Origin of the sequence: Porphyromonas canoris (assembly GCF_000765975.1) — a bacterium.
In the GTDB taxonomy this organism is placed as follows: Bacteria; Bacteroidota; Bacteroidia; order Bacteroidales; family Porphyromonadaceae; genus Porphyromonas_A; species Porphyromonas_A canoris.
On sequence record NZ_JQZX01000012.1, the window covers coordinates 140,083 to 163,727 of the forward strand.

Sequence of the window (23,645 nt, forward strand, 5' to 3'; positions counted from 1 at the left end):
GAACAATGAAAAAGAAAATCTTTAATACACTGTGGGTCGTGGGGGTACTCACTTTTGCGGGGTTTTGTCTACCTGCTTGTAATCGGGAGTTGGATGTGCAGCAGTCTTACGACTTCGCTTTGCAAACGATGCCCGTTCAAAAGGACATCAAAAAGGGCGAAACAGCCGAAATCCGTTGCTCTCTCCAACGAGGGGGCAACTTTGCCGACACCCGATACACCCTCCGCTACTTCCAACCCGAGGGCAAGGGCATCCTAAAAATGGACGATGGCTTAGTCTTTAAGCCCAACGACCGCTATCCCTTGACAAGGGAGGAGTTTCGCTTGTACTACACCTCTCAGTCGGCAGACCGCCAGACGATAGATGTGTATATCGAGGACAACTTCGGCAAAGTGCAACAACTGACCTTTGCCTTCAACAACAAGAAGGCAGAGGAGGACAAAAAGAAAGATGGCTAACTGGATACTTGCACTCTGTCTACTGTGCTTGGGGGCTTTGCCCTCTATGGCACAGAGGCGAGTGCGTTGGATAAACTTACCGCCTTTTGAGCGAGCTGTGCTTTGCGTCAAACACTTTGAGGGCTGGCACGGCAAGAAGCATCATCCCTATGTCGGCTATGGTCACGAGCTTAAAAAGGGCGAGAAGTTTACGGCAGAGATGACGGAGCGACAAGCCGACTCCCTTTTGCGTGCCGACCTTTGGGAACGCTTTGAAGTGTTTAGGGGCTATGGAAAAGACGCTTTGATCTTAACGTTGCTCTCTTACAATGTCGGTGTGGGTCGCCTGCTCGGCTACGGCAAACAAGGCAAAAGCAAGCTGCTTCGCAAGATTGAGCAAGGGGATAGGAATTTCTACAAGGAATACCTATCCTTTTGCCACTACAAAGGCAAGGTCTTGCTAGGGCTACTCAAACGTAGAAAAGCGGAGTTTGCTCTGTTTTATGTGCTATAATTTTCAAATACGCTTCTTGCGAGATATTTTGTGCTCTGCAAGAGGTGTTTTTCTTATCTTTTTAATCATCTGTCTTGTTATAAATTAGTAACTTCAACCCTATAAAATAGACAGTGTTATGAATGAAAAATTAAGACAAGAAATTGCGGGGTTTTTCTTGCAAGATAGTGGAGATTATTTAGCCCGATTTGGTATGCTATTTAACGAAAATGGATTTACTCATATAGGAACAAGGAGTAAGCTATTGGTTGACATTCTTTTTTCAATAGAGTGCTCGTTAAAAGCTCTTATATTTATTGAAAGCCAAGATGATGAAAAGGATACATATGACCGAATAAGGAAGTGCTCTCATAAGATAGATAAACTCCTTCGGAAAATAAAATCAGTAGATAATGATTTTGTTAAATTTAAGACCTTTGCAAAGCAAATAGGGTTGGATAAATACTCTATCTGTAGTAGGTATTCTCTCGAAGCGAATATATGCTTTCGAGAAAACGGAGTATTAGGAACTAAATACTATTCTACTATTGCTGACCCTAATTGGATTGAGACTCTTTATAACGAAGCGAAGAAACTAAGGGAATATGTTGGGTCGAAAAAAGCCTCATTCGTCGTTGTTAACTTTTCTGATATTAATATTGATGAACTGTTGGGGAATCAAAAAAGGATTTCGGATATTGCAAAAAAATAGACGTGTTTTTAGAGGGACTATATTTTTTGTGACTTTACAATTGTTTTGACTTTCCATAAAAGGTAACGCGACTTTCTTTTGCTTCTTTTCTTTTGGTCGCCTGCTCGTTTCAAAGACAAAGAAAAGAAGTCCCGAAGTGATTTACTCAATCGCTTCGGGACTTTTGTTTCAGGGGCTATGGCTTAGGCTACACGGCTCTGTATCTGCTTGATGTTGCTGTGTACAAGGTCAATGATGCGGTCGTGATATTCGGTGTTCTTGTTCAGCAAGCCACGGCATTGAATGACTTTCATTGTTTCAAGCGATACCTCAATGGTCTCTATTCGCTTGCCCTCAATGCGTGCCGATAGGATAAGGCTCTGCTCCTTGAGGTAGTACTCGTTGGTAAAGACACAATGGTGTAGTGCTTTGCCCTCCTCAAGGTACTCCTTCACACTCTCCAAGACACGCACCTCAATCGTGCCGTCTGTAAAGGCGATGCCAAAGAATGGGGCTTTGAGGGCTTGAAAACGCTCCTCGTTCTCTATGGCTTTCTGTCGCCTTTGGGCTTCGGCTTCCTTATCTCGCTGAGCCTGCAACTTTCGTTGTGCCGTGTCGTGGGCTTCTTCTAAGTCCTCGGGGCAAACGAAGTGGGCGTTGTGCGTGTCCTTGCCTAACCTCCCCAGCATATCCACATAGTCGCACCAAAGGGCAATGTCTGTGATATCGTAGCCCCTACGAATGGTGATTTTATAGGCTTGCCAATACGCATCTATTCGCCTTGCTCGGCTGAGGAAATACCGCAGATGCTCGGTGCGTCCTGCCTTCATCAGTGTTTCGGCACGACTATCTGTGAGTAGGGCAGGGATAAGTATATTAGGGGCAATGTCGTGGCACTCGCCTGCAAAGCCGTTCCTGTGGAGGGTGTCTATTGCCTTGACTTTCGGATACAAGGGGCAATGGGCAATAAAGCGATAGGCTTCATTCTCGTTACGAATAGCCATAGGCGAATAGTAGGCAAAGCTATCCACATAATGCCCCATAATTCTCTGTACGGCGACAATCGTCTGTCGTCCACTCTCGCTCCACCAATACTGCCCAATCTCAATGACTGAGGACACGGCTTGGTAGCCCTTCTCCATACCCACAATAAGTAGACACATACGCAAGACTTGATACCCTCCCGAAGTGGTTAGTACTGTAAAGTACTGCTTCTGTTGCAATTTTCTTTGATAGGTTTCTTTGACCTGCAAGCCTGCCCCACACTGGGGGCAGATGCAATGCTCGATAGACTCGTTCATCTGCCACGAATGCCCACAATCCATACAAGTGGTTTTCCCTTTGGGTAGGCGGTAGGCAAAGTGGTCGATACATTCACGGAATGCCCATTGCTTTTGTATCTTGGTTATCGGGTGGAGGTGCTTACTCTGAGCCAAGACGGCTTGCTCAAATTTATTTCGTGGTTTCATAGGCTTATAAATCAAATAGAGAGGGTTGGGGTATTGGGTCGCTGTTGATGCTTACCTTGGCTTTCACTCGCTTCGGCTCTTGTAACTTGCGTAGCTCTTCGGTTTGATACTGCTGTATCGCCTGCTTGCGTGCTTCGGCTTTCTCTTCTTCGGTGAGGACTATGGTGTGATTGACTACCACATTGCAGGCTACACGGCTACCCACTTCTAAATCGTCTTCATCATAGTAGTGGACTGCCATAGCGTAGATTTCATCGTCCTCAAAGGCATTGCACCCGCTCTGTCGCACCTGCTGTAAGATATAGGAGATGCAGTCCTCGATGTTCTTGCCGGGCTTCGCCAAGTTAGGAGTAAATAGGGGGTCTGTCATTGCTCTTTGATTAAGATACTCGGCTATGGTGCGTGTGAATTGTGCTGTTCCTTTCATTGTCTTGTTCTCTTTGGTGCTTTATTTCCCGATTGTCCATTCTCCATTTCGATAGACAGAGAGGCAGGCATATTCCTTACATAGCTCGTGGGATAGGCAACGCATATAGAGAGTGTCGTCGTGACTTAGGCTCTTGCCCAAGTCCTCAAATAGGCTTTTAGGGAAGTCCCAACGGCTGTATAGCTCGGCTTCAATCTGGAAGTCATCGCTTTGCTCATGCCAATCATCGGGGAAGTGTTCCTCTATAAATGCTCTAATTGCGTCTATCGTTTCTGCCTTCTCGCTTGATGCGTAGAATAGGTTGGTGCATATATTTGCCATAATCGTCTTAATGTTTAGGGATTTCTACTGTCTGATTGATGTGCCCACATAGGTGTTTGCGTAGGCTGGTGCGGTTGGGGGCATAGTACTCAGCCCATTATCCGTATTGATTGACCAAGTATTTTTTCAGCACATCAAAGAAGTCAAATCGGTAGCCCATCACGGGGACGGCGGTACGGAAGTAAGTATTGTTATTCACGGCTTCGCATAGCCAATCCTTTTCCTCACGGCTCATCGCTTTGCCACGATTGAGTTTTTCGCGCAAGAGGTAAGCTTTACACTCACGGAGGGTTTCCAAAGGTTGTGCCACCCACTGCACGAACTTAGTCGCCTCTGCACGCTCACGCTCCCCAATCCCCGAACTTATGCGGTAATGAGAGGAGGAGCTATATCCTTTTCTGCTCATCGAAGATATTGTATTTATTTTCTGCTTATCCATAGTGACATTTTTTTTATGCGTCCAAAGATCGGAGTATGCTGATTCCTTTTTTCGAGCGAAACAGAGGTAGAGGGTGAGGAGCGACACAAGGTTTGGGTGGAAAATACAACCTGGAGCGAAGCCAAGCGAAACGCAAGTGTGGAGATTTTCCAGCCCAACCGTAGGCTTGACCTTGGGGTAGCCCAAGCCCCACACTACCTTTGCAAGGAAAAAGAAACAGCATCCATCTGCTACGCAATAAGTGGAACGGAGGATGAAGAAGCAGAAGTGCAACGCTAAAGAGTTGGAAACAAAAAAGGTGGCAAGCTCCGAAGAGCCCGCCACCCGTTAAGATGATTATCTCAGATTAGAAGATGTAAATCAGTATTGCCGCCAAGATGGCTAACCAGAAGAGATAGCCGAGAATGGTGAAAGTGATTTGCAGAATGGTCCTTACCACGAACCGCAGTACCAGGAAACCCACGAAGATGCCAATGACGGTTACGACTTGAGGAGTAACGAGCTTGGCGATGAAATAGACAGCTGCGACCACGACAGAGAGAAGGAGCGTCAGCTCGATGAACCGTCGCCAGTCGATGCTACGGACAGGCTTGGCTGTCTGTGGTTTATCGTTAGTAGACTTTGCCCGAATGAAGATGGGGCTGTGTACATCGTGATTCATAACTGAAGTATTCATATCTGGGAGCATTTTAGAGTTTCAAGAGCGAGCCCAAGATACTCCGACCTCCAAAGACAAGGGCTTGCGCCTTGGCGTGTGGGACGGAGTGTATATCTTGGCTCTTGATGCTCCAATGCTCCCGATAGGATTAAGTTACTTCGATGCTTCAGCCTTCTCCATCGTAGGCAAGTTGTTATTCTCGATAAGCTCGACAATCGTGCCTGTGAGTTCGGTGTAGAGAGCCTCGTACTCAGTGCTTCCGTCGAAGTCGTCTGTGAGGTCATACTTCGCGAAGACTGCTTGAATGAATTGATTGCCAAGTAGAATGGGAGCAAATTTTTCTGGTAGTGGTTCGGGCAATTCTTCGCTGAACTCATTCTCTAAAATAGACACAAGGGTATTGTGCTTAGAGAAGTGTAATCCTTGGTAAAGGACTTCGCTCGACATCGCCTCAGCTTCGAGGTGGGAGAAGCCCTGCGATATGGCATCGCAGTAAGCGGTGAGTGTTGCATCGACACGAGCTGAAATAAAGGCTGTGTCTGTCATTAACTCGGAGTGATAATCATTGAGGTAAGTTTCCAACTTCAAACGGAAGTAAGAAAGCTCTTTCTTAGTCTGATTCATAATATCATTCTGATTTTAGATGAAACAAGTCTTTGTTAGATGCCCATGGCGGTATTGAATTTATCAAGTTTTTCAGCGAGTTGCTCCATATCATGCTCTATTTTTTTGTTAGTGATACGAGCATAGATTTGCGTGGTCTTTATGTTGGTATGCCCTAGCATCTTCGATACGCTTTCGATAGGTACACCTTTAGAGAGCGACATCGTTGCAAAGGTGTGGCGAGCTAAGTGGAAGGTCAGATTCTTCTTGATTCCACAGATGTCGGCAATCTCTTTGAGGTAGGCATTGGTCTTCTGGTTAGAGAGCATCGGGAAGAGTTTCCCCTCTCGATAAGTTTGGTCGCCATATTTGGCGATGATACTTTTAGGTATGTCCAGGAGGAGAACATTGGTCGAAACACTAGTCTTCTGACGCTGCGTCATAATCCACCGCTTGTCGCCTATAGTGACGATGTGGTCGGGTGTGAGGTTGGCCACATCAATATAAGCCAGCCCTGTGAAGCAGGAGAAGATAAAAATATCCCGAACGAGTTCGAGACGTTGTAGTCCGAGTTGCTTGTTCGCTATTTTGAGAATCTCCTCATCGGTCAAGAAACCTCGATTGACAGGTTCCAAGTGGAAGCGATGATTGAGGAAGGGATCATGATGAATAACCCCCATCTTACCCCCAAGGATAACAATCGTCTTGAATGTTTTCATAGTCTTTGTCGCCGTGTTGGGATTTTGCCCAACAATGGTACGCAGATAGATGTCAAACTCACGAATGACCGTAAAGGTCAATTCTGATAGTTTGAGGTCGGAGCGTTTGTAGTTCTGCTGTAAGAACTCAGCAAAGCGACGCTTACATACATTATACTTCTGGAGTGTGGCAGGAGCGATAGATAGTCCGACTTGCTGTGCGATGTCTGCGTTGTGCTTATCGAAAAGTTGCATTATCGTGTCAATGTCAACTTTCTTCCCTAAGAATTCGGTTTTGATACGCTCCAAGCATAAGTCGTCGCTATCCTCCAGTTTGCGATAAATGTTTTGCAAGCCATTGCGGATATTGTCCAGCTCCAAGTTAATACTGAGGGCTTCGGTAGTACGTCCCTTTATTTTCTCGTTTACACAGTCCCACTGTGTTTTCACGACAGCGATGCCCGTAGATCCAAGGGATAGACGCTCGTTGTTGAGGTAAATTCTCAACATCACAGGAGTCTTGCCATCCTTGTTGACATAGTTGCTTCTAAGATAGAAGGCTGTTCTAAAAATAGACTTCATACACATCTGTTTTTAAGAGTTGTAGCCAAGGCGAGAAAAATTGTAGCCACGGTGACCATAAATTGTAGCCAAAACGTGAAAACTAAACCTCTGTAACCACGCTACAAAGTTCTACATAATACTTTGAATAACAGCAATGTATGAGTACTCTAAACGAACTCCCTACGTACTCTTGGCTACAATTTTCAATCGGCTCGAAAAAGTGTAGCCAGATTGTAGCCATTTGAGAGTATTTTGGGAGTATTTGCGACCTCTGTACGTACTCTGAGAAGATGTGTAGGTATAAAAGAAAAGTATCGTAACTCATTGAAGTTACGATACTTACTGATTTTGTTGGTGTTTTCTGAACTCTTGTTCAGAGTACCTCAAGCGGAGAGAGAGGGATTCGAACCCCCGGAGGCTCTCACCTCAACGGTTTTCAAGACCGCCGCAATCGACCACTCTGCCATCTCTCCAATGGTTATCCCATTTTTGCGATGCAAAGGTAAGGGATATTTTTTATTCAAGCAATAGATAGAGGGATATTTTTGTATTATTACATGAGAAGGTCTTTTGTCGGATGAGAAGAATGTAGTTTTTAGGGAGAGAGCAGTTTGTCGAATGCCAATCGGGGAGAACCATTTGCCAGATATATGATACCGCAATAGGCGAAAAGGTGTTGTTTCAAGATCTGTTGCAGTACGGCATTGTCTCGGTGTGTATCTATGCGGAGATAGAGATAGCGGGAGGCAGCAAAGTCAAAAACGGCAGAGGCGATCCCTCTAAGCGAACCATCCGAAGCCAGACGGTGAATAACGCCATAAGGTTTATCGTAAGACCAAGCCCCATCGTATATCTCGGAGTAGGTCGGATCCGGTCCATCCATCAGGACAAAGTACCCGGAGGGCTGCCCCGACTGCTCTGTCTCTAAGATGACATACCCTACTCCCAGACGGATATCCTCTTCTATCATCACTTTAGACGGGTAGCCCTCTGCCCATTGAGTAGGATTCCCATTCCGACACATAAAGATACGAGCCGCATTCAGTACTCGTAATATTTCGGGGATATGCTCCGGTTTTGCTTCGGTTATATACATATATAATATAGAAAGGGCGGATAGATCTTTCTATCCGCCCTTATTTATCGATCAGTGTTTACTTTTCACCCTAAGAGAGATCTTCACGAAGAAGAATATGATGGCAAAGTACATCAGTACAGTCAATGCTTGAGACCAAGGATTGGCGTTCCATTCTGTTTGGAAGATATTCACCTCGTAGTATCTGAGTATTGCGCTTACCACACCCATGAGAGCACCTCCGGCGATGAATCCGGAAGCTATGAGAGTTCCTTTCTCTACACGCTCCTTGTTGAGGTCGCTATTTTTGCTTCTGCTACCTACAAACCAGCTCACAAGACCGCCTACAAGCAGAGGCGTATTGAGTTGGAGCGGAATGAACATACCCAAAGCAAAAGGAAGTGTCGGCACTTTTGCAAAGTTGAGAACGAGAGCAATAGCGGCTCCGATGCCGTATAACGCCCACTTTGCCGAAGCTCCCTGCATCATCGGTTCTATCAGCGCAGCCATTGCATTGGCTTGAGGAGCCGCAAGAGCACCGGAGGTGAAACCGTAGGTCTTGTTCAACACCATGATAACCCCTCCTACCGTAGCGGCAGAGACAAGAGTACCCAAGAATTTCCAACTCTCTTGCGACTTTGGAGATACTCCAAGCCAATACCCAACCTTGAGGTCGGTGATGAATCCGCCCGCCATAGAGAGTGCCGTACACACTACACCTCCGATGATAAGAGCGGAGACCATGCCGTGAGGACCTTTAAGTCCGACCACTCCTAAGATAAGAGAAGCCAGGATAAGGGTCATAAGGGTCATGCCCGATACCGGATTGGAACCTACGATGGCTGTTGCATTTGCCGCAACGGTAGTGAACAGGAATGCGATAACTGCCACCAAAAGCAGAGCCACTACGGCATGCATCAGATTTTGAACAACACCGAGATAGAAGAATATCCCCGTAACACCAAGAGCCAGAATAGTACCCCATGCAATAATCTTCATCGGTATATCCTTATCTATCCTCTTCTCTGCTGTCGCTGCAGCACCGGCGGATGCTTCCGGCTTACTCTTCATCTCTTTCGCTGCAAGTCCAAGGGCAGATACGATAATCTTTCTACTCTTTATGATACCTATGATTCCGGCAGTGGCGATACCCCCTATACCAATGTTCCGGGCATAGATCTTAAAGATCTCTTCGGGCGACATGCTTCCAACAGGTACAGTTATGTTCGGGTCTCCAAACGTAAGGAGTGTGTCCGGATAGATCAGAGACATAGCCGGAACGATGATGTACCATATCAGGAACGAGCCGGCACATATAATAAAGGAGTACTTCAGACCTATTATAAACCCAAGACCGAGCACCGCAGCCCCTGTATTGATATTGAATATCAGCTTGGCTTTGTCCGCTATGGCGTTACCCATGCTCACCATACGGGAAGATATCTCTTCGTGCCACAGCCCAAGAGTGGAGACAAGGAAGTCGTAGAGCCCACCGATAATACCTGCCAAAAGAAGAGGCTTGGCTTGTGCACCGCCTTTCTCTGCCGAGATCAACACTTGAGAGGTAGCAGTGGCTTCGGGGAACGGATATTTCCCGTGCATCTCCTTGACAAAATATTTGCGGAAAGGTATCAGAAGCAGGATACCCAATACTCCTCCAAGCAGGGAAGAGATAAAGATCTGCAAGAAGTTCACGGTCATTTCCGGATACTTCTCTTGCAAGATGTAGATGGCAGGCAGCGTAAAGATGGCTCCTGCCACTACCACTCCGGAGGCTGAACCGATAGATTGAATGATGACATTCTCGTGCAGAGAATTTTTTCTCTTGGTTGCAGACGACAGTCCGGCGGCAATGATGGCAATGGGGATTGCGGCTTCAAAAACCTGTCCTACCTTTAGTCCCAGATAGGCAGCGGCTGCACTGAATATCACAGCCATAAGCACACCCCAGAGTACAGACCAAACCGTTACATTCGGAATAGACTTGTGTTCCGGCACTACCGGGACGTACTCTTCTCCCGGCTTGAGTTCTCTGAAAGCATTTTCCGGTAATCCTTTTATCGGATCGTCGGAAGAGGAAGTTTTACTCATAAGTATCTGTTTTTGATTAGGTAATACAAAAGAGAGGTCGCCTGCATCGGCTGTTTCGTTTTAGCCGTACGGGCCTCAAGGCATGCCTATCAGCAGCGTGCGTTGTGCCAGCTCTATCTCGCGTTTGTCACCTGTGTGCTTTCCATCGACATCGGAAAGCTTGACACAGTTATACCATGGTTGAGAGGAGGTAATCTGGCAGCGGAACAGCTTCATCACTATGTTGAGCGGTTTGATGCCGTTCCCGACATCATTTGTCAGGTTCGTCCCTATACCGAACGTGGCACCTATCCTGCCGGAGCAGTATGCTTTGATCTTCTTTGCCTTTTCTATGTTGAGGCTGTCCGAGAATACGATATACTTGATCTGCGGATCCACACGAAGCTCTTTGTATCTGGAGATCGCTTTTTCCACGAATCCGAACGGGTCGCCACTGTCGTGCCTTATGGAGGTGAAGAGCATGGCATGTTTTTTCGAGAAGTTTCGCATGAAGACATCGGTGGTATAGGTATCTGTGAGGACTGTGCCCAAATCTCCATCATAAACATCTATCCAGTGCTCCATAGCCATGTAGTTTGCCATCTTGTAGCCGAATATCGCTCCGTGAAACTGTATCCACTCGTGAGGATGCGTACCCGATACTCGCAGGTTGTGCTTCATGGCGTAGTAGACATTGGATGTACCGAAGAGATAGTTGCCGGCATGCTCTTTCAGGATGCTTGTTACCTTGTCTTCCACTTCGGAGCTGAACCGGCGTCTCATGCCGAATATCGAAGTCTGTATCTCGTGTTTGGCTATCTCTTCTGCCTTCCTTCGGGTCTCGTTCCGAATATGAACCCAGTCCGGAGTGGCTCCCGTTACTCTGAAATAGAGTTCGGAGACAAGAGCCAGTATAGGTGTTTCCCACATAGTGATGCGGTAGAGGAGTCCGCTGGCTACGATATGCAGGTGATTCTTCTCATCCATCCAGACCTCTATCTCTTCCGGATTGTATCTGTACCCTTTCAGAAAGTCTATGTAGGTCGGAGGCAGATAAGGGAGCATTTTGTAGAGGAAAGTCTCCTCTTCGGGAGTGAGACAGAGGAGAGACATCTTCTGTATCTCTTCTCTCACCAGTGTATCAAATCCTTTGGGATAGACCACTTCGTCTCTATCCACAAAACGAAACTCTCCTTTTGCGCGTGGGAACAGCTTGGAGTACGCATACCCTGTGGTAAACTTGTACAAGTCTGTGTCCAGAATGCTTTTAATGATACCGCTCATCTCTGTTGATCTGAAATAATATCGCTAAAGATAGTTATTTATTGTCTAATAGATATTGTCCGGCTGCACTCTTTCGGGAGAGGTTTTTCAGGGAGCTTTTATATAAAAACGGTCTCCCGGTTTCGCCCTCCGAAGCAGAGTATCTCATTGCGGATTTTTAGAGGTAAATGGGAGAAATGTGCCTTAATCTGCTTGAAGCCAATGCGGTATGAGAAATCGCGAATTTCTGATCAACGCTCTCCTTGGTCGGATTCAAGGGCTGTTTTCGCGTTAATATAGGTGAATTTTAACACCATTGTTTGTAAATAAATTCTAATGCACTTTTAGGGCAAAAAAGAGCAAAAAAGAGGCAGAAAAGCATAAATAGTTATCTGTCAGTACTATAGCTAAAAATTCTAAACACGTTAATCGAATCCGGTAAACGTGTTTAATGAAATCGGTAAACGTGTTCATTGAAAAATTAAACACGTTAAGCCGAAAGAATATGCTCGTTTAGCGTTTTGAGTGAACCTGTATCGGAATTTGTGTTAATAAAACAGCCCGAGTTTAACAATTCGGTCGTGCTCTGAAAACGCTCCCTCCGATCAAAATAGAGAGTAAGAAAAAAACAAGCATTTTTTGGTATGGAATATATAAAAACAGCCTTCCGAAAAAGGGCGAAAGACTCTATTATGAAGAAACATCTTTTCTATGTAAATTTGTCGGAGCAGAATCAAAAAAAACAGTATCGCTTATGATTTCTACCGAAATTGCTCCTTACGTCATACAAGAGGAGTTTCAGCTTTGGACGTTTCATCTGGATGCCGCAGGTCGCTTTCCCTTGAGCAAGCTGGTGAGCAGACTTATTCACACGGCCGGACTTCATGCCAATCGCTACGGATTTGGCGTGATGAAGTTGCAGGAGCAAGGTTATACTTGGGCATTGCATCGCCTTTCCATACATTTCGAGCAGCCGTTAAACCATGATGCCTCATTCAAAATAACCACATTCGTGACAGATGTAGGGGCAGTGAAGACTACTCGTAACTTCATGGTGCATCAGGGAGAGAAGCTCATCTGTACCGCAACGAGCTACTGGGTGGCTATGGATATGCAGTCCAGAAGAGCTATCCCGCTCACCCATATTCTGACCAAAGAAGTGGTGGTATCTGCACCGGAAGGGGTGGAGATGCCTGTGCCGGCACGGAGCGTATGGGGACGAGAGGAAGAGGAGAGTAAGATTGTGGGGCTTGATCATAAGGTGAGATACTCCGATCTGGACATCAACAACCATGTGAACAGTGCCATTTGGGTAACGATGGCAATGAACACTCTACCGGTGGACGAAGTACTCCGCCGAGAGGTTCAAGAGGTGGATATTCACTTCATAGCAGAGGCAGCCTATGGTGCAGAGCTTATCACGCACTATGCTCCATCGGGGCAGGGATATGCCGTAATGATCTCTTCCGCAGAGGGAGAAGCACCCCATTTTTGTATCAAACTAAAGCTAAAAGAGAGTCATGAACAATAATAAACTTTATCCGCTGACGTTCGTTCCCATCCTGAAAGAGATTATCTGGGGTGGACACAGGCTCGAACCATTCAAGGGACTGCCTTCTTCGGAGAAGAAGATAGGGGAGAGCTGGGAGATTTCACTCATTCCGGGAAGTATCTCGGTAGTAGCCGAAGGATCTCTTAAAGGACGATTGCTTTCGGATCTGATCTCGGAATACGGATCGGAACTGCTGGGCAGGCAGGTGTACGAAAGGTATGGAGACAACTTCCCCCTCCTTATTAAATACATAGATGCCGCAGCCGACCTGAGCATACAGGTGCATCCGAACGATGAGATAGCCCAGCAGAGACACCACTCTTTTGGTAAAACGGAGATGTGGTATGTGGTGGATGCTGCTCCGGATGCTACGCTAAAGACCGGCTTCAGAGAGAAGATCTCCGAAACGGAGTTTGTGGCAAGATCCGAAGATGGTTCCATTGCCGATGCGTTGGCAAGCTATCGGGTAAACAAGGGAGACCTTTTCTTCCTTCCTGCCGGACGTATCCATGCCATCTGCAGTGGCTGTCTGGTGGCGGAGATACAGCAGAACAGCAACATCACTTACAGGATATACGACTACAAAAGGAAAGATGCGGACGGGAACGAGAGAGAGTTGCACACGGAGCTTGCCAAGGATGTCATAGACTATTCGGTATCGTCAGACTATCGCACGCAATACGATATGTCTCCCGATCTGTCCGAGCATAAGCAGGTTGTGGAGTCGCCATACTTTGTTACCTCTATCGTTCAGCTTCGGGGAGAAGAGGTACATATCTCTCTTGCCGAAAGAGACTCTTTCACGGTCTGCATGGTAGTGGAGGGAGATGTGGAGCTGGAAGCTGACGGACAGAAAAGCTCATACAGGATAGGGAGCACGATACTTGTTCCGGCATCTTGCCGTGCATTAACACTTCGCTCGAAGGCAGGAGCAAGAGTGATGGAGTGCTTTGTTCCCGGAGTGGCACGGGGACTGACAGAACCGTCATGTTAGTTTCCGCTTTGAGCCGGTGGCATACATTTGGAGAAGTAAGACGATAGACATAAAACTTAAATAACATAATATTCAAAATCTATGAACATTAAACCGCTTGCAGATAGAGTAGTGATCCTACCTTCTGCTCAAGAAGAGAAGACAGTTTCAGGCATTATCATTCCGGACAGTGCAAAGGAAAAGCCTCTGAGAGGAGTAGTGAAAGCCGTAGGCCAAGGCACTAAGGATGAAGAGATGGTACTGGCTGTGGGTGATGAAGTACTGTATGGAAAGTATGCCGGAACAGAGATCGAGTTCGGTGGCGAAAAGCTGCTTATCATGAAGCAGTCCGATGTACTTGCAGTGGTAGAGAAGTAATGAAAGAACAGATAAACAGAATCAGATAAAGACATGGCAAAAGACATTAAATTCGATATAGAAGCAAGAGACCTGCTAAAGAGAGGTGTGGACGCTCTTGCCAATGCAGTGAAGGTAACACTCGGTCCCAAGGGACGCAACGTGATATTGGATAAGAAGTTCGGCGCACCGCACATCACCAAGGACGGTGTATCTGTTGCGAAGGAGATCGAGCTGGAAGATCCGTTTGAAAACATGGGAGCACAGCTTGTGAAAGAGGTGGCTTCCAAGACCAACGATGATGCCGGAGACGGAACAACGACAGCTACCGTGCTTGCACAAGCCATCATCGGGGTGGGATTGAAGAACGTTGCCGCCGGAGCCAATCCGATGGATCTCAAGCGCGGTATAGATAAAGCAGTGGAGAAGGTTGTGGAGCATCTTCGCTCTCAGTCCAAAGAGATCGGCGACGACTTGGCTAAGATCGAACACGTAGCGAAGATCTCTGCCAACGGAGACGAGAAGATCGGTGCTCTCATTGCGGAAGCGATGCGCAAGGTAAAGAAAGAGGGCGTCATCACAGTGGAAGAGGCGAAAGGAATAGAGACCACGGTAGAGGTGGTGGAAGGTATGCAGTTTGACAAAGGCTACATCTCTCCCTACTTCGTGACCAATACAGAGAAGATGACCGTAGAGTTCGACAGCCCATATCTTCTTATCACAGACAAGAAGATCTCCACTCTCAAGGAGTTTCTTCCTATCCTTGAGCAGGTGGTACAGACAGGCAAACCTCTTCTTATCATTGCCGAAGACATCGAGAGTGAAGCGTTGGCAACCCTTGTGGTGAACCGTCTCCGCGGTTCTCTCAAGATATGTGCCGTGAAAGCTCCGGGTTATGGAGACAGACGCAAGGCTATGTTGGAAGACATCGCCATCCTTACCGGCGGTACCGTTATCTCTGAAGAGAAGGGTCTCAAGCTCGACTCCGCAACCATGGAGATGCTTGGCACGACAGAAAAAGTTACGATCGACAAGGACAACACCACTATCGTAAACGGTGCAGGATCCAAAGAAGACATCGCAACAAGAGTGGCTCAGATACGTGCTCAAATGGACTCTACTACGTCCGACTACGATCGTGAAAAGCTACAAGAACGTCTTGCCAAACTTTCCGGCGGTGTGGCTGTCCTTTACGTCGGCGCACCTTCCGAAGTGGAAATGAAGGAGAAGAAAGACCGGGTAGAGGATGCTCTGAGCGCAACCCGTGCCGCTGTGGAAGAGGGAACAGTGCCCGGAGGCGGTATCGCTTACATCCGTGCCGCGAAAGCTCTCGAAGGTCTCAAGGGTGAGAACGATGACGAAAACACCGGAATAGAGATCATCAGACGTGCCATCGAAGAACCTCTTCGTCAGATCGTGGCAAATGCAGGAAAAGAAGGAGCAGTCATCGTTCAGAAAGTGAAAGAACACGAAGCCGATTACGGCTACAACGCTCGCACAGAGCAGTTCGTCAATCTGTACGAAGCCGGCGTCATCGACCCCACAAAGGTTACCCGTGTTGCTCTTGAAAATGCCGCATCCATCGCCAGCATGTTCCTTACAACCGAGTGCGTCATTACCGACATCAAGTCCGAAGAGCCTGCCATGCCGGCAATGCCGCAAGGTATGGGCGGAATGATGTAACAGACCGGAAGAAAATATCATCAACACGAAGGGCTGCTTCCCGAATCAGAAGGGAGGCAGCCCTTTTTCTATTTCTGCCTGGCAGGCACGCAGAACTGCTCCGAAAGGGAGCAATGAAAATTTTGGAGGCAACGGACTAATACCTGAAAAGTGCTTGATGAAAAGTTGGATTGATAATGAACAATTCTATATTTCAAACTTCGGACTCGGAAAGCTGTTGGGAGCATATTATAAAAGCAGTTCCCCACTTTTGTCAAGCGAAAAACTGCTCTTTTTACTTCAGTATTTGTCCGTTTCTTCAGCCGGAAACGTCAGCGAATATTGCAAGCGAACTTCTGAAGAGTCTTGGCAAAGAGGGTGGCGAAACGTAGCTCGAAGGCTGCTCCGGTGAGGTCGCTGTCGATGGATACGGACTCGGTGGTCAGCACTACCTGATGTGTCTCCGGATCAAACTCGCGGCTCTCTCCCCACAGAAGTCCATCGTGATTGTAATAGTTGTGCACTTCCTGATGAGGAGCGCCGGTGGCAAGATCGGTTACGGCATAGTGAGCGTGGATGAGATGAGGCGTGTCCGAGTTGTCGAACAGGTATTCATAGGTGAATTTTTCATTCTCGACACTCCACTCCCTGCGAATCAGATAAGGAAAGTAGATGAACTTACATCCCGGAATTCCTGCCGTTTCGATCCCTCTTTCCTTGAGTGTGCTTTCCCATTCAAGCCCGAAAAAACATTTTACTTTCTCCTGAATGATCTCTCCTTCGGGAGATCTGCTCCGGAGATTTATCTCCATGACGTTGATGACATGAGGCTCGTCTTTCGACTGTCGAATGGTTTCAGCAAGAGCTTTGCGGATCTTTTCAACCTTTTGAATGTGCGTCTTGACGGCAGAGGGCTGAGCATGAACGGCAAAAGAAAGCGCGAAAAGAAGGAGAAAAAGAGCGGTTTGCTTCATGAGATAAGGCGTTTAGAATTCGACATTGGAGACATTGTTGAAGGTGTCATAGAACGATCGGGAGATTTCCGCATCATCCCAAAGAAGCTTTGGCAGCGGCTTTGCTCCTTCTTGCTTCTGCTTTGCCCCGTTCGGAAGAGGCTTTCGGGTCTGAGGATCCAAAGGTGTCGTGATAGTGGTGTACCGGATGGCTTTTGTCCCGGCGTAGTAGATCCGCCTCTCGACACTTGCCGGCAGACTTTCGGAGGAGGCATTGCTTTCTGTCTCGTTGCCCTTGTAATAGGAAAACAACAGATCGCCGCTCTTGGGGTCGAATAGAAATTCGCGGTAAAACTTTTCCGTTCCGTAGTTCCAAGACGTGCGGACGAGATAAAGCTCATTGAAGGGATGTTCCTCATCCGTACCGGGAATGAAGAAAAACTCCGTAGTGAGTCGCGACAGTCCGCTGCCCGGCATATTGCGAGACATGGTCAGCGTCATGCAGTTCTCTTTATCTTTCTTCGCTGCGGAGTGCATCGCCATTTGCGTTGCTTTATTATATGCCGCTCGGATCGAAGCTATCTGCTTGTCTGTCTTCGGATCGGATTGCGCGTGAACCACAAAGGAGATCAGGCAGAGGGAGAGTATTAAGATGAATTTTTTCATTTGCTGTTGTCTGTTTCTTGTATCACTTCCGAAGATAAGGTCTTTATCTTCGTCTTCTTTCCCCAAGAGCTGTCTCTCCATAACAGAGGACTTTTTAGGGTAAAAGAAAAGCGGAACTACGATATTATCGCATTCCGCTTCTCTTATTCCAAAACAGATCTTAGAGATCTTGTTTTAAGTCTTACTTCTTGTCCTTGCAGCAGTCTGCTTCGCCTTCTTTGTGCTCGCAGTTTTCTTTACCTTCGCAGTTTTCTTTGTGCTCGCAGTTTTCCTTACCTTCGCAAGTAGCAAGGCTATCTGTCGGAGTTTCTACTACTTCTACTACTTCTACAGGAGCAACTGTTTCTTCAGTTGTAGTTTCTGCAGACTTGTTACCTGTACAAGAAGCCAAAGCTACTGTGAAAATAGCAGCCAAAGCAACTTTGATAAATTTCGCTTTCATAACTTTTTTTTGAGAGTTATATATTGAACAATACTTCTATGGGTGCAAAATTACTTCATTATATTCATTGCACCAAGAGTTTGGTAATTTATTTTTATCAAATCGTATAAATTCCTTGCCATTACTATAATGTGCTGTAAACATGAAGCAATTCGTTATATGCTATAAACAATAAAACTTATGATTCCGCCTATAATAATGGTAAGAATCGGATGCAAAAGTTTCTTAATGGTAATGATGAGAGCAACAGCAAAAAAGAGGATGCTTTTGTAGTCTATAAAGTTTTCGCTGTTGCACAGAAGCAGTGCCGCTGCAGCAATAAGCCCGATGGCGGCAGGTCTTATCCCTTTGAATACAGCTTCCACATGCCTGTTGTTGGCAAACCGAGAGAAGGAGTAGGAGATGATGAATACCAGCAGGAACGAAGGCAGCATTACCGACAACGTGGCAAGGACACTGCCCCAAACAGATCCGGTAACAACGTATCCTATGTAGGTGGCACTATTGATCCCTATCGGTCCGGGAGTCATTTGAGAGATGGCGACAATGTCTGTAAACTCTTGAGCGGTCAGCCATTGGTGTTTTACCACTACTTCATCCTGTATAAGGGAAAGCATGGCATACCCTCCGCCAAAGCCAAAGAATCCGAGTTTGAGATAGACGTAAAACAGCTCCAAATAGATCATGTCGGTTATTCTTTATTGGGATGAAGTCTTCTCCGGATATGTTCCGTATAGATGTAGCCCAAAGCTCCGGCTACAATAATGACTATCACGGGAGATACTCCGAAGTACCAGACTGCAATGGCAACAGCTATCGGAATCCAGATTGTCGTGTGTGGAAGATGCAGTCTTTTCCATGTTTGGAATACTGGAGCAGCTATCATTGCCACAACTATCGGACGTAAGCCTTTGAACACTCGCTCCACATACTCATTCTCTCTGATTTGAGAGAAGAAAAGAGCCAGTATAAGAATGATCAGAAAAGATGGTAGTGTTGCCCCAAGAGCACAAGCCACTGCTCCTATCGGGCCTCTTAGCTTGTAGCCTATAAATATTGCCATATTCACGGCAAAGACTCCGGGAAGAGACTGTGCAACGGCAAAGAGATCTATGAACTCCTTATCTGTCAGCCATTTTTTCTTGTTGACGATCTCTTCTTGTATGAGAGGAAGCATGGCATGACCTCCCCCGAAGGTGAAGCCGCCTATTAAAAAGAATGTTCGGAAAAGTTTCCAAAGAGATACCATAAGAGTTTTCTCTTGAGTGATCGTTGTTACTTCTTTAGGGTAGAATGCCTTTACAAACAAAAAGGCTCGTCCTCCCAACGAGAGAACAAGCCAGTATTTGTCTTATTGTAAGTAGCCCATAGGGGAATCGAACCCCTCTTTCAAGAATGAAAATCTTGCGTCCTAACCGATAGACGAATGGGCCAAGAAGAAAGTCTTCTTACTTGATGCTGTTATAGGCTATTTGCGAAGCGAGTCAGCTTAGACTTAAGATTGGCAGCTTTATTCTTGTGAATACGTCTTTTGCTGGCCATTCTGTCAAGCATTGAAACCACTTCCGGAAGTCTCTCTTGTGCAATAGCTTTATCTGTAAGAGCTCTAAACTTGCGAACAGAAGAACGCATAGTACGAGCATAGTAGCGGTTGCGCAAGCGACGTGCTCTCGATTGTCTTATTCTTTTAAGTGCAGACTTATGATTTGCCATGTCTAAATTTTCTATCTAATGATCTTTAGTTTATTTTCTTTTAGTAGCCCATAGGGGAATCGAACCCCTCTTTCAAGAATGAAAATCTTGCGTCCTAACCGATAGACGAATGGGCCAAATGCTTTATAGCACTCTCCTTGGGAGGTTTAGCGAATGCAAAGATAGAGACTTTTTTTTAATCCTGCAAACCCTATGTGCTTTTTTGAATAATATTTTCTTTGCTCCTACCGGCTGGTTCTATCGTTTCTTGTTTTGTCCTGTTTTTTGCAGGCCTGCGACGCTTCTTCGTTGGGATGCTTTCTGTTTTACTTTCGGCAGTTCTCTGTCTCTTTCTTTTCTCGGAGATAAACAGACGGTCCAGATTGGCTTGAGTTGCTTTTGTGGAAATCCAAATCTCCAATAGGCAGACAATAAAAGAGGCTGCCAGCAACACCAAAGCCAGTAAGAATGTATAGATTGCCAGCATACTTATATTCACGAGTGTGGCAATTGTTGAGATCACACACATCAGAAAGCTTATAGCTCCGAGGCCTTGCATCGCTTTTATCAGTCTCAACTGCTTGTGGAGGCTCTGTATCCGGTGCATGTAATTTCGTTCGGGATGTTTCTCTGCATGCTCTTGAAGACTTTCCACTGCGAATGCGCAGGAAAGACATCTGTTGGCAAAGAACAAGAGTATCAGAGAATAGATGCCGGTAAAAATCAAGGCAGGAATAGTAAGAGAGAGTATCTCCATATCGTTTGTGTTGTTTCTGTTGATTGCCTGTTGTGTCTTGTAAAGTGAGAGGGTAAGTCAAATATTTTGATTTTGACTCACCCTCTCTTTATGTTGTAACAGATTGTTACTGCTTTATAGGTGTCAAGGAAATCTTTTTCCTCTTATTATCTGCGGATTCCGAGTTCCTTGATTATAGCACGATATCTTTCAATGTCAATCTTGATGAGATAATTGAGAAGACGGCGACGCTTACCCACAAGTCTCTTTAGAGAGCGCTCTGTGTTGTAGTCTTTGCGGTTGCGTTTAAGGTGCTCTGTCAAGTGTGAGATTCTGAATGTGAACAGAGCTATTTGGCTTTCAGGTGAGCCTGTATCTGTTGTACCTTTGCCGTATTTCTCGAAAAGCTCGGTTTTTTTAGCTGAATCTAAATACATGTCTTTCTAATGTTTTGTTTTGTTGTTTCTTGATGTATATAGTTTGCTTAATTCAAATGTAAAGCCTCGGTCAGCTTTCGGAAGCTTTACCACTACATTCTTCTTAAGCGGAGGGTTGAAGCCGGATTGCTTTTCTCTTTTCTATATCCGTATTGTTTTCGGAACGGAAAAGATTACTTCTTCGCAAGAGCTTCTTTTACGTTTTCGTTAGGTACCATCTCTTCTTGAAATACGTAAGCACCTGTTTTTGGAGACTTCACCATACGAATCACTTTGGAGTATGTACGCCCGTCACCGGTTTTGAAGGACGCCACTGCTTTCTTTGCCATAGCTTATACGTGTGTTGTTATTTAATTTCTTTGTGTAGGGTCATACGCTTAAGAATAGGATTGTATTTCTTAAGCTCCAATCTTTGAGTGGTGTTCTTTCTGTTTTTCGTGGTAATATATCTTGAAGTTCCTGGCATTCCACTCTCTTTGTGCTCAGTACACTCAAGGATCACTTGGATTCTATTACCCTTTGCTTTCTTAGCCATAAGTAATTTTCGGGATTAAAGTGAATAGATTAGACAAATTAGAGTAGAGTGTACTTTCTAAGAGTACCGTTTTCTGCTGCTCTTCTTAAAGCAGCATCCAAACCGATCTTATTGATCAGTCTCAAACCTGCTGCAGATACCTTGATGCGGATCCAGCAGTCTTCTTCTACCCAGTAGAACTTTCTGTCGAAGAGGTTCGCATCGAATACTCGTTTGGTGCGTCTCTTAGAGTGAGAAACGTTGTTCCCCACCATCGCTCTTTTCCCGGTTATTTGACAAATTTTTGACATCGTTGCTATCGTTATTGTTGTTACTAAAATAAATCAATTGCGTGTATTAGGGAGCGCAAAGTAAGCACTTTTTTCTGACTTTTGCAAACTTTACGGCCTAACACTCACCTCCTTCGGAGTGTTTGGATGTGGAATATTTGTTTTTAGCGTAACGGGGACAAAGGTACAAAATATTGTTGGATAAGGCAATAATAACCACTATCTTTGTGCCTGATTTTGAAAGTTATTCTATAAAAGATAACGAATGAAGATAGCCTTCCATCCCATAACACTACAAGATAAAGAGCGTATACAGGAGGTCGTATCGGGGTCTCCGTACCAGAATTGCGACCTCAGTTTTGCCAACCTATACAATTGGAGCAGCCATTATAAAACACAGATTGCCTTTCATAAAGGAGCCATGGTCGTCCGTTTCATGACGGATGGTGGTACAAGACCTGCGTATCTCATGCCCATCGGAGAGGTCGAGAACCTGAAAGATGTATTTGCAGACATGATGTGCGACTGCTGTACCAATGGCGAGCATCTCCTTCTCATGAGCATCACGGAGCCTTCATTGAAGCTGTTGGACGAGATCCTGCCCAACAGATACCGCCTGCTCCCGAACAGAGACTACTACGATTATATATACGAGAGGGAGAAACTGTGCTCTCTTTCCGGGAAAAAGCTGCAGTCCAAACGTAATCACATCAATAAGTTTGAAAGGAGTTATCCGGACTATATCTATGAACCCATCACCGCCTCCAACGCAACGGAGTGTATGGAGTTGGAAAACAAATGGTTTGCCCTTAGCGGTAAAACGGACGAAATCAATGCCGAGAGGGAGATCATCTGCCGCTCTTTGAGAGAGAAAGAAGCCATCGGACTTACCGGTGGAGCCATAAGAGTGAATGGCTCTATCGTGGCTTTTAGTATGGGGATGCCTATTAACTGCAACACTTTTGACGTCAGCATCGAAAAGGCAGACCCTGCCATCCCGGAAGCGTTTGCAATGATCAACCGTGAGTTTGCCCGGCATATCCCGGAACAATATACCTATATCAACAGGGAAGAAGACTTGGGAATAGAGGGGTTGAGAAAGGCCAAACTCTCCTACAAGCCGGATATACTTTTGGAGAAGAACATTGTCATAATCCACACCGATGCCTGATAGCTCCGCCTCCTCAATCTCTTTTTACCGCATTCCTTCCGATACATCGTGGATGAGTCATCCGCACTGTCGGGAGATGATAGAGCTTATGACGGAGGCTTTCGGACCTTATCACTCTCTTTTCTCTCACTTTGTAGAGTGTGTTGCCATCCCTTTGCAGACCTCTTTTGTTGCAGTGGATGAGGCAAAAGACCGCGTTGTGGCAGCACTGCAAGCCGTACCGTACCTCTATGTGGAGCCAGTCGATGCTCCTCCCGTTGCCTATCTCTATGCTCTTGTTACAGACTCCTCCCGAAGAGGAGAGGGGCTGATGAGCAGCCTTTTGACCTTTGCGCTAAAGAGCCGGCAGGAAGAGTGGGGCAGATGCGAGGCGATACTTATTCCGGCAAACGAAGATCTCATACCTTATTATAATAAGAGAGGTTTTCGTCTTCTCCATACCGTGTGGCAAGAGAAGGCGGATACCTCTTTTTTTGATCCCGATGCACTTCGTCCTCATCCTTTGGTACGACAGTATCAAGAGTGGGAGGAGCGGCAGCCCCTGCCGGATGATCTTCCGGAACAGCACGCACCTTTCCCTTTCCCGATGTTTTTACCGGACAGCCATACGGATTTAGATCGTATTCCTCTCCTTCAGAACCCTCTGTTGTGAGAGGATTTTTATATATTCCATACCGAAAAATGCTCACTTTTTTCAGCTCTCTATTTTGATCGACCACCCTGTTTTTAGAGGGGATCCGGATTTGTTAAATCAGCCTGTTTTATTAACATAAATTCCGATACCTGTTTACCCAAAACGCTAAACGAGCATATTCTTTCGGCTTAACGTGTTTAATTTTTCAACGAACACGTTTAGTGATTTCATTAAACACGTTTACCGGNGCATATTCTTTCGGCTTAACGTGTTTAATTTTTCAACGAACACGTTTAGTGATTTCATTAAACACGTTTACCGGATTCGATTAACGTGTTCGGAATTTTTTCTTATAGTG

General features: G+C 45.9%; 30 protein-coding genes, 3 tRNA genes and 1 pseudogene. 10 read left to right on the forward strand and 24 right to left on the reverse strand.

Annotated elements, in window-relative coordinates; all coding sequences use genetic code 11:
* Nucleotides 1-5: 5 nt before the first annotated feature.
* From HQ29_RS07000 to HQ29_RS07010, 3 genes are all read left to right on the forward strand, one after another.
* Entirely contained in the window at nt 6-458 is a 453-nt protein-coding gene (locus tag HQ29_RS07000; protein ID WP_036868709.1) for a DUF3872 domain-containing protein, read from the forward strand.
* On the forward strand, nt 451-951 hold the full coding sequence (locus tag HQ29_RS07005) for a lysozyme (protein WP_036868711.1): 501 nt from the start codon (nt 451-453) through the stop codon (nt 949-951). Before HQ29_RS07000 ends, HQ29_RS07005 begins: the two co-directional genes overlap by 8 nt.
* A 118-nt stretch (nt 952-1,069) precedes the next feature.
* A complete protein-coding gene (locus HQ29_RS07010) occupies nt 1,070-1,642 on the forward strand; it encodes a HEPN domain-containing protein (protein ID WP_036868713.1) in 573 nt (190 codons plus the stop codon).
* Nucleotides 1,643-1,824: 182 nt separating this feature from the next.
* Here HQ29_RS07010 and HQ29_RS07015 read toward each other — a convergent pair whose 3' ends face one another.
* From HQ29_RS07015 to HQ29_RS07030, 4 genes and pseudogenes are all read right to left on the reverse strand, one after another.
* Nucleotides 1,825-3,090: a PcfJ domain-containing protein gene (locus HQ29_RS07015; protein ID WP_036868715.1), complete on the reverse strand. Its 1,266-nt coding sequence runs from the start codon at nt 3,088-3,090 to the stop codon at nt 1,825-1,827.
* 4 nt (nt 3,091-3,094) lie between these two features.
* Nucleotides 3,095-3,517 carry a PcfK-like family protein gene (locus tag HQ29_RS07020; protein ID WP_036868717.1) on the reverse strand — a complete coding sequence of 141 codons (423 nt, stop codon included), beginning with the start codon at nt 3,515-3,517 and terminating at the stop codon, nt 3,095-3,097.
* A 21-nt stretch (nt 3,518-3,538) separates the two neighbouring features.
* Nucleotides 3,539-3,838: a hypothetical protein gene (locus tag HQ29_RS07025; RefSeq protein WP_036868719.1), complete on the reverse strand. Its 300-nt coding sequence runs from the start codon at nt 3,836-3,838 to the stop codon at nt 3,539-3,541.
* 7 nt (nt 3,839-3,845) lie between these two features.
* Nucleotides 3,846-4,277: pseudogene (locus tag HQ29_RS07030) on the reverse strand (hypothetical protein).
* A 96-nt stretch (nt 4,278-4,373) separates the two neighbouring features.
* Between HQ29_RS07030 and HQ29_RS07035 the strand changes: the two are divergent.
* The gene (locus tag HQ29_RS07035) at nt 4,374-4,556 is read left to right on the forward strand and encodes a hypothetical protein (protein ID WP_036868721.1); all 183 of its coding nucleotides are present in this window, start codon (nt 4,374-4,376) and stop codon (nt 4,554-4,556) included.
* A gap of 67 nt (nt 4,557-4,623) precedes the next feature.
* Here HQ29_RS07035 and HQ29_RS07040 read toward each other — a convergent pair whose 3' ends face one another.
* The 7 genes from HQ29_RS07040 to pncB all read right to left on the reverse strand — a co-directional run bounded on the left by HQ29_RS07040 (nt 4,624) and on the right by pncB (nt 11,229).
* The gene (locus HQ29_RS07040; protein WP_036844620.1) at nt 4,624-4,953 is read right to left on the reverse strand and encodes a hypothetical protein; all 330 of its coding nucleotides are present in this window, start codon (nt 4,951-4,953) and stop codon (nt 4,624-4,626) included.
* Nucleotides 4,954-5,088: 135 nt separating this feature from the next.
* Entirely contained in the window at nt 5,089-5,559 is a 471-nt protein-coding gene (locus tag HQ29_RS07045; protein ID WP_036868724.1) for a DUF1896 domain-containing protein, read from the reverse strand.
* A gap of 35 nt (nt 5,560-5,594) precedes the next feature.
* Complete coding sequence (locus HQ29_RS07050) at nt 5,595-6,818, reverse strand: site-specific integrase (RefSeq protein ID WP_036844626.1); 1,224 nt, start codon at nt 6,816-6,818, stop codon at nt 5,595-5,597.
* A gap of 370 nt (nt 6,819-7,188) precedes the next feature.
* Nucleotides 7,189-7,273: transfer RNA gene (locus HQ29_RS07055), tRNA-Ser, on the reverse strand.
* A gap of 122 nt (nt 7,274-7,395) precedes the next feature.
* Nucleotides 7,396-7,896, reverse strand: a complete 501-nt coding sequence (locus tag HQ29_RS07060) for a hypothetical protein (RefSeq protein WP_036868725.1) — start codon at nt 7,894-7,896, stop codon at nt 7,396-7,398.
* Between the two features lie 51 nt (nt 7,897-7,947).
* Complete coding sequence (locus HQ29_RS07065; protein WP_036868726.1) at nt 7,948-9,966, reverse strand: OPT family oligopeptide transporter; 2,019 nt, start codon at nt 9,964-9,966, stop codon at nt 7,948-7,950.
* 75 nt (nt 9,967-10,041) lie between these two features.
* Entirely contained in the window at nt 10,042-11,229 is a 1,188-nt protein-coding gene (gene pncB / locus HQ29_RS07070; protein ID WP_036868729.1) for a nicotinate phosphoribosyltransferase, read from the reverse strand.
* Nucleotides 11,230-11,962: 733 nt separating this feature from the next.
* Between pncB and HQ29_RS07075 the strand changes: the two genes are divergently transcribed.
* The 4 genes from HQ29_RS07075 (at nt 11,963) to groL (ending at nt 15,773) form a co-directional block, all read left to right on the forward strand.
* Nucleotides 11,963-12,739, forward strand: a complete 777-nt coding sequence (locus tag HQ29_RS07075; protein WP_052089940.1) for an acyl-[acyl-carrier-protein] thioesterase — start codon at nt 11,963-11,965, stop codon at nt 12,737-12,739.
* Entirely contained in the window at nt 12,729-13,754 is a 1,026-nt protein-coding gene (locus HQ29_RS07080; protein WP_036868731.1) for a type I phosphomannose isomerase catalytic subunit, read from the forward strand. Before HQ29_RS07075 ends, HQ29_RS07080 begins: the two co-directional genes overlap by 11 nt.
* An 81-nt stretch (nt 13,755-13,835) precedes the next feature.
* Nucleotides 13,836-14,111, forward strand: coding sequence for a co-chaperone GroES (locus tag HQ29_RS07085; RefSeq protein WP_036789922.1), 276 nt, complete (start codon nt 13,836-13,838; stop codon nt 14,109-14,111).
* A 33-nt stretch (nt 14,112-14,144) separates the two neighbouring features.
* On the forward strand, nt 14,145-15,773 hold the full coding sequence (groL, locus tag HQ29_RS07090) for a chaperonin GroEL (protein ID WP_036789926.1): 1,629 nt from the start codon (nt 14,145-14,147) through the stop codon (nt 15,771-15,773).
* A gap of 311 nt (nt 15,774-16,084) precedes the next feature.
* Here groL and HQ29_RS07095 read toward each other — a convergent pair whose 3' ends face one another.
* The 13 genes from HQ29_RS07095 to rpmB all read right to left on the reverse strand — a co-directional run bounded on the left by HQ29_RS07095 (nt 16,085) and on the right by rpmB (nt 21,503).
* Nucleotides 16,085-16,726: a hypothetical protein gene (locus tag HQ29_RS07095; RefSeq protein WP_036789928.1), complete on the reverse strand. Its 642-nt coding sequence runs from the start codon at nt 16,724-16,726 to the stop codon at nt 16,085-16,087.
* 12 nt (nt 16,727-16,738) lie between these two features.
* The gene (locus HQ29_RS07100) at nt 16,739-17,452 is read right to left on the reverse strand and encodes a hypothetical protein (protein ID WP_036789931.1); all 714 of its coding nucleotides are present in this window, start codon (nt 17,450-17,452) and stop codon (nt 16,739-16,741) included.
* Nucleotides 17,453-17,552: 100 nt separating this feature from the next.
* Entirely contained in the window at nt 17,553-17,813 is a 261-nt protein-coding gene (locus HQ29_RS07105) for a hypothetical protein (RefSeq protein ID WP_036789934.1), read from the reverse strand.
* A 155-nt stretch (nt 17,814-17,968) separates the two neighbouring features.
* Nucleotides 17,969-18,499, reverse strand: a complete 531-nt coding sequence (locus HQ29_RS07110) for a chromate transporter (RefSeq protein WP_036789936.1) — start codon at nt 18,497-18,499, stop codon at nt 17,969-17,971.
* A gap of 5 nt (nt 18,500-18,504) precedes the next feature.
* Nucleotides 18,505-19,062: a chromate transporter gene (locus tag HQ29_RS07115; RefSeq protein WP_036868985.1), complete on the reverse strand. Its 558-nt coding sequence runs from the start codon at nt 19,060-19,062 to the stop codon at nt 18,505-18,507.
* Nucleotides 19,063-19,174: 112 nt separating this feature from the next.
* A tRNA-Glu gene (locus HQ29_RS07120) sits at nt 19,175-19,246 on the reverse strand.
* A gap of 28 nt (nt 19,247-19,274) precedes the next feature.
* Nucleotides 19,275-19,526 (reverse strand): 30S ribosomal protein S20, encoded by a 252-nt coding sequence (gene rpsT / locus HQ29_RS07125; protein ID WP_036789939.1) that lies wholly within the window; start codon nt 19,524-19,526, stop codon nt 19,275-19,277.
* A 44-nt stretch (nt 19,527-19,570) separates the two neighbouring features.
* Nucleotides 19,571-19,642: transfer RNA gene (locus HQ29_RS07130), tRNA-Glu, on the reverse strand.
* 74 nt (nt 19,643-19,716) lie between these two features.
* Nucleotides 19,717-20,262 (reverse strand): DUF2721 domain-containing protein, encoded by a 546-nt coding sequence (locus HQ29_RS07135; protein WP_052089942.1) that lies wholly within the window; start codon nt 20,260-20,262, stop codon nt 19,717-19,719.
* Nucleotides 20,263-20,408: 146 nt separating this feature from the next.
* Nucleotides 20,409-20,678: a 30S ribosomal protein S15 gene (gene rpsO / locus HQ29_RS07140; RefSeq protein WP_036790177.1), complete on the reverse strand. Its 270-nt coding sequence runs from the start codon at nt 20,676-20,678 to the stop codon at nt 20,409-20,411.
* Between the two features lie 173 nt (nt 20,679-20,851).
* Nucleotides 20,852-21,007 (reverse strand): DUF4295 domain-containing protein, encoded by a 156-nt coding sequence (locus HQ29_RS10205; RefSeq protein WP_081966348.1) that lies wholly within the window; start codon nt 21,005-21,007, stop codon nt 20,852-20,854.
* Nucleotides 21,008-21,024: 17 nt separating this feature from the next.
* Nucleotides 21,025-21,213 carry a 50S ribosomal protein L33 gene (rpmG, locus tag HQ29_RS07145; RefSeq protein ID WP_036789941.1) on the reverse strand — a complete coding sequence of 63 codons (189 nt, stop codon included), beginning with the start codon at nt 21,211-21,213 and terminating at the stop codon, nt 21,025-21,027.
* A 38-nt stretch (nt 21,214-21,251) separates the two neighbouring features.
* Nucleotides 21,252-21,503 carry a 50S ribosomal protein L28 gene (gene rpmB / locus HQ29_RS07150; protein WP_036789944.1) on the reverse strand — a complete coding sequence of 84 codons (252 nt, stop codon included), beginning with the start codon at nt 21,501-21,503 and terminating at the stop codon, nt 21,252-21,254.
* A gap of 244 nt (nt 21,504-21,747) precedes the next feature.
* On the opposite strand from rpmB, the gene HQ29_RS07155 reads away from it, so the two are divergent.
* Both HQ29_RS07155 and HQ29_RS07160 read left to right on the forward strand, forming a co-directional pair.
* Complete coding sequence (locus HQ29_RS07155; RefSeq protein ID WP_036868735.1) at nt 21,748-22,653, forward strand: DUF2156 domain-containing protein; 906 nt, start codon at nt 21,748-21,750, stop codon at nt 22,651-22,653.
* Nucleotides 22,646-23,305, forward strand: coding sequence for a GNAT family N-acetyltransferase (locus HQ29_RS07160; RefSeq protein WP_036868736.1), 660 nt, complete (start codon nt 22,646-22,648; stop codon nt 23,303-23,305). Before HQ29_RS07155 ends, HQ29_RS07160 begins: the two co-directional genes overlap by 8 nt.
* Nucleotides 23,306-23,645 lie beyond the last annotated feature (340 nt).